14 protein-coding genes and 1 pseudogene are annotated in these 18998 nt (G+C 67.5%); 5 read left to right on the top strand and 10 right to left on the bottom strand.

Annotated features, from left to right (window positions below):
* The first annotated feature begins 309 nt into the window (after positions 1-309).
* Complete coding sequence (locus tag HR9077_RS01475) at positions 310-1560, top strand: exonuclease SbcCD subunit D C-terminal domain-containing protein (RefSeq protein WP_136064379.1); 1251 nt, start codon at positions 310-312, stop codon at positions 1558-1560.
* A complete protein-coding gene (locus tag HR9077_RS01480; RefSeq protein WP_136064381.1) occupies positions 1557-4880 on the top strand; it encodes an AAA family ATPase in 3324 nt (1107 codons plus the stop codon). Before HR9077_RS01475 ends, HR9077_RS01480 begins: the two co-directional genes overlap by 4 nt.
* 153 nt (positions 4881-5033) lie before the next feature.
* Here HR9077_RS01480 and wrbA read toward each other — a convergent pair whose 3' ends face one another.
* On the bottom strand, positions 5034-5639 hold the full coding sequence (wrbA, locus tag HR9077_RS01485) for an NAD(P)H:quinone oxidoreductase (protein ID WP_136064384.1): 606 nt from the start codon (positions 5637-5639) through the stop codon (positions 5034-5036).
* A gap of 141 nt (positions 5640-5780) precedes the next feature.
* Between wrbA and argE the strand changes: the two genes are divergently transcribed.
* Together argE and HR9077_RS01495 are read left to right on the top strand one after the other, a co-directional pair.
* On the top strand, positions 5781-6938 hold the full coding sequence (argE, locus tag HR9077_RS01490; RefSeq protein WP_136064386.1) for an acetylornithine deacetylase: 1158 nt from the start codon (positions 5781-5783) through the stop codon (positions 6936-6938).
* A gap of 88 nt (positions 6939-7026) precedes the next feature.
* On the top strand, positions 7027-7788 hold the full coding sequence (locus tag HR9077_RS01495; protein WP_244612981.1) for a FadR/GntR family transcriptional regulator: 762 nt from the start codon (positions 7027-7029) through the stop codon (positions 7786-7788).
* Positions 7789-7824: 36 nt separating this feature from the next.
* Here HR9077_RS01495 and HR9077_RS01500 read toward each other — a convergent pair whose 3' ends face one another.
* The 8 genes from HR9077_RS01500 to HR9077_RS01535 form a co-directional block, all read right to left on the bottom strand.
* A complete protein-coding gene (locus HR9077_RS01500) occupies positions 7825-9630 on the bottom strand; it encodes an IlvD/Edd family dehydratase (RefSeq protein ID WP_136064392.1) in 1806 nt (601 codons plus the stop codon).
* A gap of 86 nt (positions 9631-9716) precedes the next feature.
* Positions 9717-10745: an ABC transporter ATP-binding protein gene (locus HR9077_RS01505; RefSeq protein ID WP_136064393.1), complete on the bottom strand. Its 1029-nt coding sequence runs from the start codon at positions 10743-10745 to the stop codon at positions 9717-9719.
* 4 nt (positions 10746-10749) lie between these two features.
* On the bottom strand, positions 10750-12390 hold the full coding sequence (locus HR9077_RS01510; protein ID WP_136064395.1) for a glycoside hydrolase family 43 protein: 1641 nt from the start codon (positions 12388-12390) through the stop codon (positions 10750-10752).
* 3 nt (positions 12391-12393) lie between these two features.
* Entirely contained in the window at positions 12394-13224 is an 831-nt protein-coding gene (locus HR9077_RS01515; RefSeq protein WP_136064397.1) for a carbohydrate ABC transporter permease, read from the bottom strand.
* Positions 13221-14144, bottom strand: a complete 924-nt coding sequence (locus HR9077_RS01520) for a carbohydrate ABC transporter permease (RefSeq protein WP_136064399.1) — start codon at positions 14142-14144, stop codon at positions 13221-13223. Before HR9077_RS01520 ends, HR9077_RS01515 begins: the two co-directional genes overlap by 4 nt.
* Positions 14145-14203: 59 nt before the next feature.
* Entirely contained in the window at positions 14204-15427 is a 1224-nt protein-coding gene (locus HR9077_RS01525; RefSeq protein ID WP_136064401.1) for an ABC transporter substrate-binding protein, read from the bottom strand.
* A gap of 43 nt (positions 15428-15470) precedes the next feature.
* Positions 15471-16355: an SMP-30/gluconolactonase/LRE family protein gene (locus tag HR9077_RS01530; RefSeq protein WP_136064403.1), complete on the bottom strand. Its 885-nt coding sequence runs from the start codon at positions 16353-16355 to the stop codon at positions 15471-15473.
* Positions 16352-17122, bottom strand: a complete 771-nt coding sequence (locus tag HR9077_RS01535) for an SDR family NAD(P)-dependent oxidoreductase (protein WP_136064405.1) — start codon at positions 17120-17122, stop codon at positions 16352-16354. The genes HR9077_RS01530 and HR9077_RS01535 overlap by 4 nt, the downstream gene beginning before the upstream one ends.
* A gap of 295 nt (positions 17123-17417) precedes the next feature.
* Between HR9077_RS01535 and HR9077_RS01540 the strand changes: the two genes are divergently transcribed.
* Positions 17418-18650, top strand: coding sequence for an ROK family protein (locus HR9077_RS01540; protein ID WP_136064407.1), 1233 nt, complete (start codon positions 17418-17420; stop codon positions 18648-18650).
* A 121-nt stretch (positions 18651-18771) separates the two neighbouring features.
* Here HR9077_RS01540 and HR9077_RS01545 read toward each other — a convergent pair.
* A pseudogene (locus tag HR9077_RS01545) lies at positions 18772-18998 on the bottom strand (dihydroxy-acid dehydratase); the annotation flags it as partial.

Genomic DNA, 18998 nt, shown 5'->3' on the forward strand with positions numbered 1-18998 from the left:
GCGATTAAAAAGCTGGCGTTGCTCTCTTTATTCTTTATTGTCTGCTTCAGTCTGGAGTCAGAAAGCTGGCATTGCTCCAAGTCGTGTCGTGATCGCTTGTTCTTGTAGCTGATGCAGCGCCTCGGCCGACAGGCGGACTCGGCGCTGGTCATCCCAGTCAAGACGCTTGCGAGCGTCGTGACAAGCTATCCATCCGTCTAAGATGCACTGCACAAGAGCCGCCGGCGGCCTGAGCGCGGGGCTGGACCCGCTTCGTCGAGGCGCTACACTGGGCGCACTTTTTTCCGTAGCCCGCCCGGGAGCCCGCTCGTGAAACTGCTGCACACCGCCGACTGGCATCTGGGTCAGACTTTCCATGGCCAGGAACGCCACGTCGAGCATCGCGCCTTCCTCGATTGGCTGCTGGCGACACTCGAGGCGCGGCGCCCCGATGCCCTGCTGGTCGCCGGCGACCTTTTCGACGTGGTCAACCCCTCGCTGCGCGCCCAGGAGCTGCTGTACGACTTCATCGTCGAGGCGCACCGACGCCTGCCGGCGCTGGACATCGTGCTGATCGCCGGCAACCACGACAGCGGCAACCGGGTCGAGCTGCCCGCCCCCTTGATGAAGCGTCTCAACACGCATGCCCTGGGCCGGGTGCACTGGCGGGATGACGGCACGCTCGACGCCGCGCGCCTGCTGGTTCCGCTGAGCGATGCCAGCGGCGAGACCCGCGCCTGGTGCCTGGCGCTGCCTTTCCTGCGCCCGGCGGAAGTGACCGGCCGCACTCGCCCGAGCGGTCCCGAAGACGAACGCCCCGACTACGTGGCCGGCATCAACGCCGTCCATGAACAGCTGATCGATGCCGCCCGCGAGCGACGCGCCCCCGGCCAGGCGCTGGTCGCCATGAGCCATGCCCACCTGCGCGGCGCCGCCGTCTCCGAAGGCAGCGAGCGACCGATCGTCATCGGCGGCGAGGAATCGCTGCCGGCAAGCCTGTTCCCCGCTGACATCGCCTATGTGGCGCTGGGCCACCTGCATCGCCCGCAGCAGGTCGGCGAGGCGCGCATCCGCTACAGCGGCAGCCCCATCCCGCTGGATTTCAGCGAGGTCGACTACCCCCATCAAGTGGTCGAAGTGATCCTCGAAGGCGAGACCCTGGCGGCCACCGAGACACTGCCGATCCCGCGCAGCGTGGCGCTCGAGCGGCTGGGCCCCGCCGATCTCGAGGCTGTGCTCGCCGAGCTGGACGCCCTCGAGGAGGACCCCGGGTTGCCGGTCGAGCGCTGGCCATGGCTCGAACTGCGCATCGACCTCGATGGCCCGCAGCCCGACCTGCGCGCCCGGGTCGATGCCGCCCTCGAAGGCCGCGCCCTGCGCCTGCTGCGCATCCACACCCGCTACCCCAAGGCACGCGGCGAAGCGAGCGCTTCGCGCCGCGAGACGCTCGACAGCCTGGGCCCCCGGGCGCTGTTCACCCGCGCCTGGGAAGAGGAATACGGCGAGCCCGCCGACGATCAGGTGACCCGCGACTTCGCCCTGCTGGTGCAGGACGTGATGGATACCGAGGCCGAGGCATGAAGATTCTCGCCATTCGCCTCGAGAACCTCGCCTCGCTGGCCGGCCATCAGGAACTCGACTTCACCGCAGCGCCTCTCAGCGACGCCGGCCTGTTCGCCATCACCGGCCCCACCGGGGCGGGCAAGAGCACCCTGCTCGATGCCCTGTGTCTGGCGCTTTACGGCAACACCCCGCGGCTGCGTGGTGCCCGACAGGATCAGGCCCGGGTGCCGGACAGCGGCGACACCGACGTCACCAGCTTCGACCCCCGCACCCTGCTGCGTCGCGGCGCCGGCCAGGGCCATGCCGAGGTCGACTTCCTGGGTCGCGACGGCCGCCGCTATCGCGCCCGCTGGGCCGTGCGCCGGGCCCGCGGCAGGCCCGACGGCCGCCTGCAGGGCGCCGAGCAATCGCTCACCGACCTGGACGCCGACCGCCTGCTGACCGCCCAGAAGCGCGAGTTCGACAAACGACTGCCGGCGGTACTCGGGCTCAATTTCGACCAGTTCACCCGCGCCGTGATGCTCGCCCAGAGCGAGTTCGCCGCCTTCCTCAAGGCCGACGACAACGCCCGCAGCGAGCTGCTCGAAAAGCTCACCGACACCGCCGAGTATTCGCGGCTCTCCATCGCCGCCTACCAGCGTGCCAAGGCCGCCAATCAGGTGGTAGCAGAGCTCGACGCCCGTCTGGCCGACGACCGTCCCGCCGAGCCCGAGGCCCGAGCCGAGCTCGAAGCCAGTGCCGCAGCCACCGAGCGCGAGCTCGAGGCCCGGCTGCAGGAAGCCAAACGCCTGGAGGCCCGAGCGCAGTGGCATGCCAGCGACGCGCGGCTGAGCGCGGCCTACCGGGAAGGTCTCGAGCTTCAGCAGCAGGCCGAGGCCCGCTGGCAGGCCCTGGCGCCGGCCCGCACCGATCGGGAATGGCGACGCCTGATCGCCCCCAGGCGCCACCGCCTGGCCCGCCAGGCCGAACTGCCCGGCGAGATCGCTCGCCTCGAGACCACCCAAGCCCAGACGCATCAGGCCCTGCAAGACGCCGAGGCCGAACGACAGAATGCCGCCGAGACGCGCGACCGGGCCGAGCGGGCCCTCGCCGAGGCCACCCAGGCCCGCCAGGCGGCCGAGCCGACGCTGCGCCGGGCACGGGAGCAGGCCCAGCGCCTCGACACCCTCGCCCAGCGATTGGCGGATCTCGAATCAAGCCATGAGCAGCGCCGGCGCCAGGCCCACCAGATCGATGAAACGCGCCGGCAGGCCGAGACCCGGCAGCAGGAACACCAGCGCCGTCGCGACCAATGGCAGGCCACCCTGAGCGAGTTGATGGGCGAGCACACCCAGCTCAGCGACGCCCGCCAGGCGGCGCAGCAGGCTCACGACCGGGCCGCCCGGCGCCAGCTGGCACTGGGTGAGCTGCAGAGCCGCTGGCAGGACGCCGTTCAGACCCGCGAGGCCCGCCAGACGCTTGTCCAGCGCCTGGAAAGCGACGAAGCGCTCAAGACCCGGCTGATGGCCCAGGGCCAGGCCGCCCGGCAGCGACTGGATGAAAAGCACCAGCATTACGCCAGCGTGCAGGCCTTCGTCGAGCGCAACCGCGCCGTGCGCAGCGAGAGCGTGGCCACGCTGCGCGCGAGCCTCGAGGAGAACATCCCCTGCCCGGTTTGCGGCGGCCACGAGCACCCCTGGCGCCACCAGCCGCCGGCCACTCCCGAAGCCGCCCAGCTCAAGGCCCAGCAAGCGGAGGAAGACCGCCAGCTGGCCGAAGCGCAGCGAAACCATCAGCAGGCCCAGGAGGCGCGCGATGAACTGCTGGGCCAGTACCGCGCCCTGGAAGGCTCGCTCGAACGGCAGCGCCACGACCTCAAGGCCACCGAGCAACGTCTGGCCAAGGCCGAGAAGGCCTTCGCCGAGCAGCCCTTGCATGACGAACTCGAGGCGATCGCTAGCGCCGAGCGCGAGGCCTGGCTCGCTCACCAGCACCAGCAAAGCGAGCGCGCCCGCCGCCACCATCAACAGGCGCTCGAGGCCCTGGGCCGCGCCGAAACCGAGCTGGCACCGCTCGACGAGGCATTGCGCAACGACGAGCTGGCTATCGCCCAGCTGGAGACCCGACGGCAAGGCGTCACCAAGGAACTTGACGACCTGGCCGAGCGACTGCCGCCCCTCAAGCAAGAACGCGACGGGGTCGCCCGCCAGCTCGAGACCCTGCTCGGCGAGTACGCCAACGCCGATGCCTGGCAGCAACGGCTGGATGAGCGGCAGGCGCAGGCCGGAAAGGCCCGCGACAGTGCGCTTGCGGCGCTGCACGAGGCCGAGCGCCGCCGGGGCGAGCTCGACCAGCAGGTGCGCCACGAAGCCGCGCAACGCCAGACGCTGCAAGAGGAATACGTCCCCCTGGAGCGCGAACTGGCCGAATGGCGCCAGGCGAACCCGACACTCGACGACGACACCCTCGCCCGGCTGCTGGCCCAGTCCGAGGATGAGGCCGAGCGACAGGATCAGGCGCTTCGCGAGGCTGAAGAGGCCCGCCAGCGTCGCGATGCCAGCCTGAACGAACGCCGCAGCGCGCTGATCGCGCATCGCCAGGGCCAATCACTGAGCGGGGAAACACCGACCGACAACCAGACCTCGCCAGGCGAGGGTCTGCTGAATGAGGACACCCAGGACGAAGTCCGCAGCCGCAAGGCGCGGCTTGCCGACGAACAGGCCGCCCTCGCCCCCCTGCAGGCCAGCGCCCAGCAGGCTCGCGACGACGCCGTGCACGCCCTGCGCGACGACGACCGCCGCCGCGTCCGTCAGCAAGAGGCCCAGGCCGAACTCGACGTCGCCCGCACCGAGCAGTATCGCTGGGGGCGCATCAATGCCCTGATCGGTTCCGCCGACGGCAAGGCCTTCCGGCGCATCGCCCAGGCCTACAACCTCGAACTGCTGCTCGACCACGCCAACGCCCACCTGCACAACCTGGCGCCCCGCTACCGGCTACGCCGCGGCGGCAGCCCGCTGGGTCTGCTGGTCGAGGATCACGACATGGCCGATGAGCAACGCTCGGTGCACTCACTCTCCGGCGGCGAGACCTTCCTGGTCTCGTTGGCGCTGGCCCTGGGGCTCGCCTCCATGGCCTCCGGCGAGCTGGCCATCGAATCGCTGTTCATCGACGAAGGCTTCGGCAGCCTCGACCCGCAATCCCTGGCGCTGGCCATGGAAGCGCTGGACGGCCTGCAGGCCCAGGGCCGCCGGGTCGGCGTGATCTCGCATATCCAGGAGATGCACGAGCGCATCCCCGTGCAGATCCAGGTCTCCCCGCTGGGCAACGGCGCCAGTCGCCTGACGCTGGTGGGGGCTTGAGCCCGCCGGTTGGCGAACGCTCACCTTGAGCAAGGCAAGAGCGCAGCGGAAACCGGGCAGAAACGTCTCTGACCAGCGGCAACGGCCAGGCCCTTTCACGCCGTGCCCGAAGGCACGGCATTCTGGCCTCTTTCGAAGTGCCTCGAACGGCGTTCAGCCGGCGAGCCTGGCGGTCAGCCTGGCCACATGCTCGCCCTGGAAGCGGGCGATGGTCAGCTCGTTTTCGCTGGGCTGGCGGCTGCCGTCGCTACCGGCCAGGGTCGTCGCGCCGTAGGGGGTACCGCCGGACACTTCGTCGAGTTCGGTCAGCGCCGCGCAGGAGTAAGGCACGCCAACCACCACCATGCCCAGGTGGAACAGCATGGTGTGGATCGAGGTCAGGGTGGTTTCCTGGCCGCCGTGCTGGCTGGCCGTGGAGGTGAAGGCACTGCCGACCTTGCCGATCAGCTTGCCCTGGGCCCAGACGCCGCCGGTCTTGTCCCAGAAGTTGCGCATCTGCGAGGCCATGTTGCCGTAGCGGGTGGGCGTGCCGATGATGATCGCGTCGTAGTCGATGAGTTCATTGGGGTCGTCGATCAGCGGCGCTTGCTGATCGCGCTTGTAGCCCGCCTGCTCGGCGACATCGTCGGGCACCAGCTCGGCGACGCGGCGGATGTCGACCTCGCTGCCGGCGACGCCGCGGGCGCCCTCGGCGACGGCGTTGGCCATGGTCTCGATATGCCCGTAGCTCGAGTAGTAGATCACCAGGATGCGGCTCATGACAGCTCCTTACTTAGCAGGTGAATGTTTATACCATCATCAAGATGGTTCACCCCGCAAGCCCGGTCAAAAGCGCTGCCGGCTCGACTGGCACGCATGTTAGGCTGGACCAAACAGTCCCGGAGCCCCATCGGAGCCCCCATGAAATCCGCTCAGCAACTGCTCGAGACCCTCGTCGGCCATGCCAGCGTGTCGCGCGACTCCAACCTGGAGCTGATCCGCTTCATCGAAGGCTACCTCGACGAATTCGAACTGCCCTATCAACGCATCGAGAACGACGACGGCACCAAGGCCAACCTGCTGGCGCGCATCGGCCCCAGGGTCGAAGGCGGCGTCGTCCTGTCGGGGCATACCGATGTGGTGCCGGTGGACGGCCAGCCCTGGACCAGCGACCCGTTCACGCTCACCGATCGTGGCGACGACCGGCTCTACGGTCGCGGCAGTTGCGACATGAAGGGCTTCATCGCCTGCGCGCTGGCCCAGGTGCCGCGCTGGGTGGAGCAGGATCTCGCCCGGCCGATCTATCTGGCGCTCTCCTACGACGAGGAGGTCGGCTGCGTCGGCGCACCGCGGCTGATCGAGGCGCTGATGGCCGACGAGCCCCGCCCCGCCGCGGTGATCGTCGGCGAGCCGACGCTGATGGCGCCGGTGGTCGCGCAGAAGGGCATCACCAATCTGCGCACCACGGTGAGCGGTCGCGAAGCGCACTCCAGCCAGGTCAACCAGGGCGTCTCGGCGATCCACGTCGCCGCTCGCCTGGTCGCTCGGATCGAGGAGATCATGGCCGAGCTGACCGCCGAGGGTCGCATCGACGAAGCGTTCAACGTCGCCCACTCCAGCCTGCATGTGGGCAGGATCCAGGGCGGCACGGCGATCAACATCACCGCCCGCGAGTGCCGGTTCGACTGGGAGATCCGCCATCTCCCCGAGGATGGCTTCGAGACGGTCTTCGCCCGTTTCGACGAGTACGCCCGCTCCCTGGAGGCCGAATTGCGCGAGCGTGCGCCCCAGGTGAGCATTCGCACCGAGAATCTCACCGCCACCGTGCCGGCTCTGGCCGACCGCGACAACGCCGCGGCATTGTCGCTGTGCCGCGAACTGCTCGGCGAGCGCGACAGCGAGGCGGTGGCCTACGCCACCGAGGCCGGCCAGTTCCAGCACGCCGGCCTGGCCACCGTGATCTGCGGCCCGGGCAGCATTGCCCAGGCCCACCAGCCTGACGAATACCTCGAAAAGGCCCAGCTCGATGCCGGTGCAACCTTCATGCAGCGCCTGGGCGATCGCCTGGCGAGCCGCTGACCAGTGTGCCGATGTCACACCTTGGTGACATTGCCCAAATGTTGAACATATGTCAGCGTGAATCAAACACTGGTTGGAAACGCTTAACGTGAAGGCAAAGCAACGCAAGTCACCGCTGCGACCCAGTGTCGCCGAGGCCCTTGCCGAATCCATCTTTTCCGGGCATTACCAGCCCGGCGACTTCGTCCCCAAGGAACTCGCGCTGTGCGAACAGTTCGCCATCAATCGCTCGGCGGTGCGCAGCGACCTGCGTCAGCTGGTCGACGTGGGGATCATCGAGCGCATTTCGGGCCACGGCTCCAAGGTTCGCGAATACGCCGACTGGAACATCCTCGATCCGCAGGTCACCGCCTGGATGACCCGCTACGCGGCGCCCAACCCCAAGGTCCAGCGCGAGATCCTGACCTTCCGCCTCGACGTCGAACCCTACGTCGCGATGACCGCCGCCAAGCGCGCCACGGCGCGCGATCTGGTGGCGATCGAGGAAGCCTACGAAGGCATGGGCCAGTACCTGCACAACGCCGATAGCGGCGAGGAGCGCCGGCTGCACAGCGATTACGACGTGGCCTTCCACGAGGCGATCTTCAAGGCGACCCACAACATCGTCTGGGCGCAGCTCTCGCATATCCTGCGCCCTTCCATTTACCTGCTGGTGTCGATGTCCAACGTCAGCGAGACCGACGACCCCGCCGAGAGCCTGGAGCGTCACCGGCGGTTGATGGAATGCATCCGCGCCCGCCAGCCGCGCGAGGCGTTCCGCGCGGCCCAGGCGGTGCTCGCCGGCACCGCCAAGGCGCTCGGCCTGGAAGCCCCCGAGACGTCGCTGGGACGCAGCGTGGAGCTCGACTGACCCGCACGCCGAGCACCCGTGCACGCAACGGTCCGCTCAGTGGTTGTCGCGCGGCGGCGACCGGCGCGCCACGTCGCGGTACCTGGTCGCCGGTTCCAGGGTCATGCCGCGATCGAGCGGTTCCACCAGGCTGCGCTGGATCTCCTGCCACGGCGTCTGGTGCGCCGGATACGCATAGCCGCCGCGGGCGGCCAGTGCATCGCGGCGCGCCTCGAGGGTGGCCGCGTCGAGCAGTAGATTGGCCTCGCCGCGACGCAGGTCGATGCGGATGCGATCGCCGGTCTCCAGCAGCGCCAGGCCCCCGCCCGTCGCCGCCTCCGGCGAAGCGTTGAGGATCGATGGCGACCCGGACGTGCCCGACTGTCGCCCATCGCCGATGCACGGCAGCGACTCGATGCCCTGCCGGATCAGCGCCTCGGGCGGCTGCATGTTGACCACCTCGGCACTGCCCGGATGCCCCACCGGCCCGGCGCCGCGCATGATCAGGATGGTGTTCTCGTCGATCGTCAGGTCGGGGTCGTCGATGCGTGCGTGGTAATCCTCGGAACCGTCGAACACCACCACCCGCCCCTCGAAGGCGTCGGGGTCCTCGGCGCGACTCAGGAAGCGCCGGCGGAACTCGGTGGCGATCACGCTGGTCTTCATCAGCGCCGAATCGAACAGGTTGCCCTTGAGATTGATGAAGCCGGCGGCCTCGACCAGCGGATTGGCGTAGCGGCGGATGACATCGTCGTCGGTCGTCTCGCGGCCCGCGGCATTCGCCGCCAGGCTTCGCCCGTTGACGGTGCGCACCTCGCCGTGCAGCTTGCCGGCGCCGAGCAGCTCGCCGATCACCGCCGGCACGCCGCCGGCGCGATGGAACTCCTCGGAGAGATAGAGGCCCGCCGGCATGACATTGGCCAGCAGCGGAATCGGGTGACCCAGGCGCTGCCAGTCGTCGTTGTCGATCTCGACCCCGGCGTGGCGGGCGATGGCGTTGATGTGCACCGGCGCGTTGGAGGAACCGCCCAGTGCCGAGCACACCACGATGGCGTTCTCGAACGCCTCGCGGGTCAGGATGTCGCTGGGCCGCAGATCCTCCCAGACCATCCCGACGATGCACTCGCCGGTCTGGTAGGCGACCATCGAGCGCTCCTTGTAGGGCGCCGGGATCATCGCCGAGCCCGGCAGGCTCATGCCCAGCGCCTCGGCCATCGAGTTCATGGTCGAGGCGGTGCCCATGGTGTTGCAGTGGCCCACCGAGGGCGCCGAATCGGTGATCCGGGCGAGGAATTCGGGGTATTCGATGTCGCCGGCCGCCAGGCGCTTGCGCAGCTCCCAGACCACGGTGCCCGAGCCCACCCGCTCGCTGCCCCGCCAGCCGTTGAGCATCGGCCCGCCGGAGAGCACGATCGCCGGGATGTTGACCGTGGCCGCCGCCATCAGGCAGGCCGGCGTGGTCTTGTCGCAGCCGGTGGTCAACACCACCCCGTCGAGCGGATAGCCATGGAGTATCTCGACCAGTCCCAGGTAGGCCAGGTTGCGATCCAGCGCCGCCGTCGGCCGCCGCACGTTCTCGTGGATCGGATGCAGGGGAAACTCGAACGGCACGCCGCCGGCGGCGCGGATGCCGTCCTTGACCCGCTTGACCAGTTCGATGTGGTGACGATTGCAGGGCGTGAGATCGGACCCCGACTGGGCGATGCCGATGATCGGCTTGCCGCTGGTCAGCTCGTCCAGGGTAATGCCGTAGTTCATGTAGCGTTCGATGCACAGCGCGGTGGTCCCCGGATGCTCGGGGTTGTCGAACCACCAGCGCGAGCGCAGTTGCTCGGGTGTCATGCGGCGTGACTCGTTGGCCATGTCAGCTCCTTTTCCTTGCGGGGCGCCGGGATTGGCAGAACGTAAGTCAAACATATCTTCCGTATGTTCAACATACGCCGATAGCCTTAAAAGCCCGACGCCACCGGCGACGCCTCGAGGCGCACTCCCTCGCGATCGAAGCGGTGCAGCGATTCGGCTCGCGGCGTCAGCCACAGCCTCTCGCCGGACGTGGTCGGGTCGTCGCCCGGCAAGCGCACGATAAGGTCGCCCAGAGCCTCGCCGTCAATATAGGCGAAGGTGTCGGCGCCGAGCTTCTCGATCACCCTCACGCGACCGCGCCAGGCGCCCCGCTCGCGGCTGAAGTCGATGTGCTCGGGCCGCACACCCAGCGTGTGTGCGCCATGCGCTTGCGCGGTCGCGCCCTCGATCAGGTTCATCCGCGGCGAGCCGATGAATCCGGCCACGAAGCGCGTCGCGGGGCGCATGTAGAGCTCCATCGGGGTCCCCGCCTGCTCGATGCGTCCGCCGTTCATGACCACGATCCGGTCGGCCAGGGTCATCGCCTCGACCTGGTCGTGGGTCACGTAGACCATCGTCGCACCAAGCCGCTGGTGCAGTTCGGCCAGCTCGACACGCATGCGGTTGCGCAGCGCTGCATCCAGGTTGGAGAGCGGCTCGTCGAACAGGAACACCCCGGGGTTGCGCACGATGGCCCGACCGATCGCCACGCGCTGGCGCTGGCCGCCGGAGAGTTCCGCCGGCTTCCGATCGAGGTACTCCTCGAGATTGAGCAGTCGTGCCGCCTCGGCGACCTTGGCCTTGCGCTCCTCGGCGGGCACCTTGGCCAGGCGCATGCCGAAGTCGATGTTGCGGGCCACCCTCATGTGGGGGTAGAGCGCATAGGACTGGAAGACCATCGCCACGTTGCGCTCGGCGGGCTCTTCCTGAGTCACGTCGCGCCCGTCGATCGACACCGAACCTTCGCTGGCGGTCTCGAGCCCGGCGATGATGCGCAGCAGTGTGGACTTGCCGCATCCCGAGGGCCCCACCAGCACGGTGAAGCTGCCGTCCTCGATCGCCAGGTGCATGTCGGGGATCACGTCAGCGCCGCCCTTGAAGCGTTTGCGGATACCCGTCAGGGTTACGTCGGCCATGGGGTCATCCTCTTGGTAAGTCGTTGCCGGTCGCCTGCGACTCGGACCGGATGTAGCGAAACGCGCTGAAGTCGGCCGGCAGGCCGCGACCGCTGATATCGTGCGCCGCCATGCCCAGGAAAGTGCCGGTGAAGTAGCCGTGGGCACGCCCCGCCCCCTCGTCGGACAGCACCCCGGCATCCAGCGTCGGCCCGACCGCCTGCCACTCGCCGGCACCCTCGGCGTAGCGAAACCGGAGGCTGGCGCCGTCCAGCGTCAGGCCCAGGCGCACGGGAGTGCTCTCGTCGAGCGTCACCGGCGAGGCCAGGGGGAAGTCGAGATCGCCGCTCGGCCAGTTGTCGGCGCAGCTCAGGATCGTCAGCACGCGCTGGCCGGCAGCGTCCCGGGTGACCGCCAGGTAGTGGAACTTGAAGCGGTTGTAGTAGGCGATCAGCCCGGCGCACTGCTGGTAATCCTCGGGGGCGAATTCGAGCGTGGTCTCCGCCGCGCAAACGAAGGCATCGCGACGCCGCGCGACCAGCGCCTGCTCGAACCACGAGCCCGGCGACTGGCGGCCGTATAGCCGCAGGTAGCCGGGTCGCTCGGTCAGCGAGAACAGTCGCTCGGGATAGGGTGTGCGTAACCACTGAAAAGCCATCGGCAACGTCGCGGTCTCGAAGACGTGGCACTCCTCGCGCTCGGGAAGCCGGGGCGTCGCGCCGTCCGGCGCCGCCAGTTCAGCCGCCGGGGTGTTGCCGCCGGTCGCCAGGCGCAGCCAGCCATCGTCGTCCCAGCGAACCCGCTGCAGCGCCGTTTCGCGGCCCAGCGGCGAACGCTGGGTGCCCGGCAGCGGCCGACCGCAGAGATGCACCAGCCAGGTCTCGCCCGCCGGCGTATCGACCAGGTCGGCATGACCCGCACGCTGCAGCGCGAGGTGCTCGCCCCCCCGCGAGGTCAGCACCGGGTTGTCCGGGTGCACCTCGTAGGGGCCGGTGATCGATCGCGACCGGGCCATGGTCACCGCATGGCCGTAGCCCGTGCCGCCCTCGGCGACCAGCAGGTGATACCAGCCGTCGCGCCGATACAGGTGCGGGCCTTCGGTCAGTTTCATCTCGGTACCGGCGAAGATCGTATGGATCGGGCCGGTCAGCGTCTGCGCCTGCGCGTCGTACTCCTGCAGCACGATGCCGCCGAAGCGATCCGGGCCGGCCGCCTGGCGATAGTCCCATTTCAGGTTGAGCAGCCAGTGGCGGCCATCGTCGTCATGGAACAGCGACGGATCGAAGCCGCTGGCGTTGAGAAACACCGGATCGCTCCACGGGCCCTCGATGCTCGGCGCGCTGACCAGGTAGTTGAGACCATCCTTGAAGTGGCCCTCGTAGCGCTTCATGTCGGTATAGATCAGCCAGAAGCGGCCCTGCGCATGGCTCAGGCAGGGCGCCCAGATGCCGCAGGAGTCGGGATTGCCGCGCATGTCGAGCTGTGCCGGGCGCTCGAGCGGCCGACGCACCAGCCGCCAGTTGACCAGGTCCGTCGAATGATGGATCTGTACCCCGGGATACCATTCGAAGGTCGAGGTGGCGATGTAGTAATCCTCGCCCACCCGGCAGATCGAGGGGTCCGGGTTGACCCCCGGGAGAACGGGATTGGTGAACGTGACGGCCATGCCTCACCCCTTCACGGAACCGCCGGTCAGTCCGGCGACGATGTATTTCTGCGCCGCCAGGAAGAACACGATGGCGGGCAGGATGGTCAGCGAAACGAATGCCAGGATCAGGTTCCACTGGGTCAGGTACTCGCCGCGGAACTGCATCATGCCCAGCGGCCAGGTGTAGATGGACTCGGTGTTGAACACCACCAAGGGCAGCAGGAAGTTGTTCCAGCTCTGCACGAAGACGAACACCCCGACCGTGGCCAGAATCGGCGTCGACAGCGGCAGCGTGAAGGACCAGAAGAAGCGCAGGTAGCTGCAGCCGTCGACATAGGCCGCTTCGAACAGCTCGCGTGGCAACTGGTCGAAGAACGCCTTGAACAGCAGGATCGCCAGCGACAGCCCGAAGGCCGTCTGCGGCAGAATCACCGCCCAGTAGGTGTCCAGCAGTCCCAGATCCCGCACCTTGATGAACAGCGGCAGGATCGCCGCCGCAAACGGGAACATCAGCCCCAGCAGCAGGTAGGAGTGCAGCATGCGCGAACCGAAGAAACGGATGTGCGAGAACACGTAGGCCGCCGCGGCACCGACGATCAGCGTCAGGGCCACCGTCGCCGACGAGATCAGCAGCGAGTTGCCCAGGTACTGCCAGAAGCTCGGATCGTCGAGAATGCCCGCGTAGTGGCTGACGTCCCAGCTCGCCGGCAGCCCCAGCGGATTGGTGCGCAACCGCGCATTGCTCTTGAACCCGCCGAAGAACGCCGCCAGCAGCGGACCGATGACGAAACCGGCGACAATCAGCAGCACGATCACCCGCAGGCTATTGCGCAGCAGGAACAAGCGGCTCATGCGCCCTCCCTGGCCATCGCGTGGCGCTGGTAGAAGAAGGCGATCAACATGGCGATGACGAACAGGAAGATGGCGGCGGCACTGCCGAAGCCGATCTTCAACCGGGTCAGGCCGAAGGTATAGAGGTAGGTGACGATGGTGTGGGTGCTGTTCGATGGCCCGCCGTTGGTCAGCGGAATGATGATGTCGAAGATCTGCAGCGAACCGATCAGCGCGAAGAACACGCTGACCACGATGGCGTGCTTGATCATCGGCACCTGCACGTGGCGGGCGATCTGCCAGGGGCCGGCACCCTCTAGCCGTGCCGCCTCGACGAGATCCTTCGGCACTCCCTGCAGGGCGGCGATGTAGATCATCATGTGGAAGCCGAAATACTTCCACACGATGACCGTCATGATCGCGGCGAACGCCCATTGGCGATCGGCCAGGATGTACAGCGACTCCATGTCCAGGGCATGAAACAGCTGGGCCGTCACCCCGTATTCGCCGTCGAAGACGAAACTCCAGATCAGCCCGGCGGCCACCTCGGCAAGGATATAGGGAAGGAAGAACACCAGCCGGAACAGCGCATTGGTCGGCGTCTTGCGATAGATCAGCAGTGCCAGGCCCAGCGCCAGCGGCAATTGCACGACCAGCGAGACGATGACCAGTTGGACGGTATTCCACAGCGCCGTGTGAAAGGTCGAGTGCCCCAGCAAGCGCTGATAGTTCTCCGCCCCGACGAAGTCGCTGGGCGTGGCGTAACCGTTCCAGTCGAACAGGCTGTAATAGGCGGCGTCCGCCAGGGGCAGGATGACGAACAGCGAGAACAGGATCAGCGCCGGCGGCAGCAGCAGCAGCACGGCGCTCAGCCGACCGCTGGCGCGGCCACGCCGCAGCCGTTGTCGCCAGCCGGAAGGGGAATACGACGATGTAGTCATGTCAGGCACCCGGTATGAGGCTCGACAGGGGCCGTTGCCGGCCCCGGCGAAAGATACGCTTAGCGGAACTGCCAGGCTTCCTCGACGCGTTCGGCCGCTTCTTCCGGACTGGTCACGCCCTGGGCGATATCGGTGCTGATGTCGTTCACCGTCGCGCCGACCGACACGCCCAGGTCGTGATCGAGGAAGATCTGGTGATAGGAGGCCTGCTCGATGTCCCTGGCCACCTTGCGGCCGTAGGGCGTCGTCAGCGCCTTTTCGGCGCCCTTGACGACCGGCACGAAGATGCCGCGCTTGGCCGCCTCGCGCTGGTTGTCGAGACTCAGCAGACGCTTGAGAAACGTCACTGCCTCATCGGGGGCGTCGCGGGTGACCGCCCAGCCGTTCAGCCCGCCGAAGGTCGCCTCGTTGCCCTGCCCGCCTTCCACGCTGGGAAAGGAGATGAAGCGCAGGTCCTCGTCCGGGACCCCCTCCCCGCTCACCGAGCGCTGCTGCGAGGGCAGATAGTCCCAGTCGCCCATCAGGTGGAAGGCCGCCTCGCCATCGCCGAACATGCCGCTGGCGCGCTCATAGGTGGTGGTCATGAAACCGGGCTGGAACGGTTCGAGCTCGACCAGTTGCTCGAGCTTCTCGCCGGCCTTGGCGGCCTCGAAGCCCGGCTGGCCGGCCAGCCGGGTAGCCAGGCTGCCCCAGTAGAAATGCATCGGCCAGCCGTCCTTGGCGCCCACCACGATCGGCGTGACGCCGGCCTCCTTGAGCGTGGCGACGGCGTCGAGGAAGTCCTGCCAGGTGTCGATGGCGTCGACGTCCACGCCGGCCTTCTCGGTCAGCGCGGTATTCGCCCACAGGCCCACTTCGGTGACGTACAGCGGTGCACCGTAGATCTTGCCGCCGATGGTGAAGGCGTCGATCGCCGAGGCCGGAAAACGCGCCTGCCAGCCGTCCTGCATGGCCGCCGTCAGGTCCTTGACGAAGCCGGCCTCGACCTTCTCCTTCAGGGCCTCGCCGCCCCAGCTGTAGAAGATGTCGGGGCGCTGGTCGGACTGCAGCAGGGTCGGCAGCTTCGACTTGTAGGCCTCGTTGGAGAGGTAGTCGAGTTCGATGGTCACGCCGGGGTGGCTGTCCTCGAATTCGCGGGCGATCTCGGCGTAGTAGTCCTTCTCGACCTGACTGATCTCGACACGCATCACGCGGATGGTGGTATCCGCCATCGCCGACTGCGCGGAGCCGAGCAGCGTGGCGACGGAGACGATCAGCAGGGTTTTTCTGGGATGGCTGAACATGGCGACTCCCGTCTTGTTGTTGGAGCGTGGCGTGGGCGGTCGTTCATCGCGTGACGCGCGGTTCGACCAGCCCGGGATTGGGCGCGGGCATGGCGAACAAGCTGCCCGCCGACGGCCATTGATGGTGTTTTTCGTCGTCACTCAGATGCTGCGTGGCGGTGGTGATGTAAAGCGTCTTCCGGTCGGCCCCGCCGAAGGCCATCATGGTGGGGTGCGGGCAAGGCAGTGCATGGCTCTCCAGGAAAGCGCCGTGGCGATCGAACCTGGCGATCCGGCCGCCGCCGTAGAGCGCGCACCAGTAATCGCCCCGGCTGTCGACCGCGGCGCCGTCCGGCACCCCGGGCAGACCATGGCGCGCCAGGTCGATCCACGCCTCGCCCGACTCGAGCGTGCCGCGTTCGGCATCGAAGGCGTAACGCCAGACCTGGCGGGTCGGCGAATCGGCGTGGTAGGCGAAGCGACCGTCCGGGCTGAATGCCAGGCCGTTGGAGATGGCCAGCGACCCCTTTACCGAGGTGAGGCGCTCGCCGTCCAGGCGATACAGGCTGGCACTCGGCACTGTCTCGGCGGCATCGATCGTGCCCACCCAGAACCGCCCGAACGGATCGCAGCGGCCGTCGTTGAAGCGATTGCCGGCTTCCTCGAGCCATTCGGGGTTGGCGACGATCAGCGTCTTGTCGCCGCTGCCCGGGTCCAGCCGGTAGACCCCCGAGCGCGCGGCGACGATCAGCCCCGTAGCCCCCAACGCCAGGCAGCCCAGCGGTTCGTCCAGCGCGATGCTAGACGGTGCATCGTCACCCCCGGGCCGCCAGCTATAGACCAGCCCACGGTTGATATCCACCCAGTGCAGGCACTCGTTCGCCGCGTCCCACACGGGGCTCTCGCCCAGGCTCATGTCGAGCGCGACGGCGACGGCGGGCGCGCTCATCCCCAGCCTCCATCGACCGGGATCTCCTGGGCGCTGATCTGGGCGCTATCGTCGGCGGCGAGGAACAACGCGGCGGGGGCGATATGCTCGGCCTCGAGGCGCACCTTCAGGCATTGATGGGCCTGGATGCTGGCCTCGTCCTCGGGGCCGATCCACTTCTCGAGCTGGCGCTCGGTCATGACGCTGCCGGGCACCAGGGTGTTGACGCGAATGCCATGCGGGCCCAGGTCGCGGGCCAGGCTGCGCGTCAGCCCGTGCACCGCGGCCTTGGCGCTGACATAGGCGGCCATGTCGCCAAGGGCCAGGCGCACGCTGATCGAGCCGAAGTTGATGATCGAGCCGCCCCCCGCCTCGCGCATCTGCTCGGCCACCGCCTGAATGGTGAAGAACATCGGACGCAGGTTGAGCGACATTCGCTCGTCCCAGTAGGCGACATCGACATCACGCCAGGCGTGGCGATCATCGTTGGCCGCGTTGTTGATCAGCACGCGGATGGGGCCGAGCGTCTCGCCGACTCGAACGATGAGGGATTGCAATGCCTCGACATCGCGGATGTCGCAGAACTCGAAACGCGGGGCACGGCCGGTTTCCCGCTCGAGTTCCTCGATCAGCGCTTCGCTCGCCTCCCTGGCGATATCGACGAACACCACCCGGGCGCCCTGGCGATGAAAGGCGCGAGTCAGGGCGGCGCCGATACCGCTGCCGCCACCAGTGATGAATACCACGCGCTGCTCGAGGCTCGGGTACCGCGCTGAAGGGTGAGTCATGTCGGCTCCTGTTTTCTTCGCTTTATCCCGCCGCCATGCCTGGCGCCCTCTCAGGGCCCACGTGCACGATGTGGCCGGCCGGTGCGAGATTTAATTTAGCAGATAAAATAAATAGCCCCACATGACACTTTGGTCGCTACGACAAAAGGCAAAATCGAGAGGATCAATCGGTAACGAAACCCGATAATCGGCCTCGATCAGGCTTTCCTGGATAAAACGATCATTCTACTGGCCATTCCCCCCGGGCTGGCTGGCGCTATATAATTATCGCCATGAATTAATTAGAGGGCTCTTCATGGTCGCTCCCGCCACCGACTCGATACGCACCGACAACACCCTGGCCCTGATCCGTTCACTGCGCGCCCATGGCGCCATGGCGCGTGTCGACCTGGCTGCCGCCAACCAGTTGAGCTCGGCGACGGTGACTTCGATCAGCGGGGAGCTGCTCGAACGGGGCATCGTCGTCGAGCGCCCACCCAATGCCCGGAATCTCGGCCATCGCGGCCGACCCAAGACACTGATAGCCCTCGCTCCCGATGCCGCCTGCGTCATCACCGTCAAGCTGTCGATCAACGAAGTGCGCTTCACGGCGGGCAACTTCTGCGGCGAGCTTTACTACAGCGATACCCGGGCGGTCGATACGCTGGCCTTGACGGCCGACGCGCTGATCGGGTTGCTGAGCCGACATATCGACGCCCTGCGCCAGCGCCTGGCGGCCGACTCCGGCCCGGTCGCCGGCATCTGCCTGGCCGTACAGGGAATCGTTTCCCCGCTACACGGAAGCATCGTATGGTCGCCGGCCTTCGCCCTGCGCAATGTCGATATCGTCTCGCCGCTCAGGGCCCGCTTCGACTGTCCGGTCCAGCTGGAAAACGACGCCAACTGCATCTCCGCGGCGATTACCCGTCACCCCGATTACATGGATACCCGCAATCTGGCGGTGATCATGCTCGGCTATGGCGTGGGCATGGCGATCATGATCGATGGCAAGCCCTATCTTGGCGCGCACGGTTCATCGGCGGAGTTCGGGCATACCAAGTACGAATCCAACGGTGCGCTCTGCGCCTGCGGCAAGCGTGGCTGCATCGAGGCCTATGTCAGCGACTACGCGCTCTATCGGGACGCCCACACACTGTTGCCACTGCCCTCGGGCGATAGCGCCCACCCCTCGGAAGAACAGATGCAGGCACTGGTCCGGCTCGCCGAGAGCGGCAACCCGATCGCCAGGCAGATATTCGCCAAGGCGGGTCATGTGCTGGGCACCGGCATCGCCAATGTGCTGGCGCTGTTCAACCCCGACCAGGTGCTGATCACCGGCTCGGGCGTGCGCGCCTACGACCAGCTCAAGCCCAGTCTCGACCAGGCACTGCACGACGCGCTGGTCGAGGAATTGATCGGCCAGACGCGCCTCGACACGCATGGCTGGGACCACGACATGACCTGCACGGGCGCTATCCAGCTGGCCTTGAAAGCCGCCGATCACCGGCTGGTTCAATTCGACCGGCCGGGCGTCCTGCCCCTGTCCTGAATCTCGGCGCAAGGCGACTGGCAACAGTCCACGGCGAAACCGTCCTGGCGCAGTAATAAAAAAGCGCCGCGGGCTGGACCGGCGGCGCTTTTATAGGACCTGGCTCTCCTGTCACTGGCGCTTAATGCGAATGCCTCGGCACCTCGGCGCCGCGACAGCCGACCAGGAAGTCGAAGTCGCAGCCCTCGTCGGCCTGCAGCACCCGCTCGATGTAGAGCTGGCGATAGCCGCCGCTGGCGGCGATGGTCCGCGACGCCGCGGTGGGGTCGCCCTCGGCCAGCCGGCGTTCGAGCTCGGCATCGTCGAGTTCCAGGTGCAGCGTCCCGGCGTAGGCGTCCAGCGCGATCC

It is taken from the genome of Modicisalibacter radicis (assembly GCF_900961225.1).
In the GTDB taxonomy this organism is placed as follows: Bacteria; Pseudomonadota; Gammaproteobacteria; order Pseudomonadales; family Halomonadaceae; genus Modicisalibacter.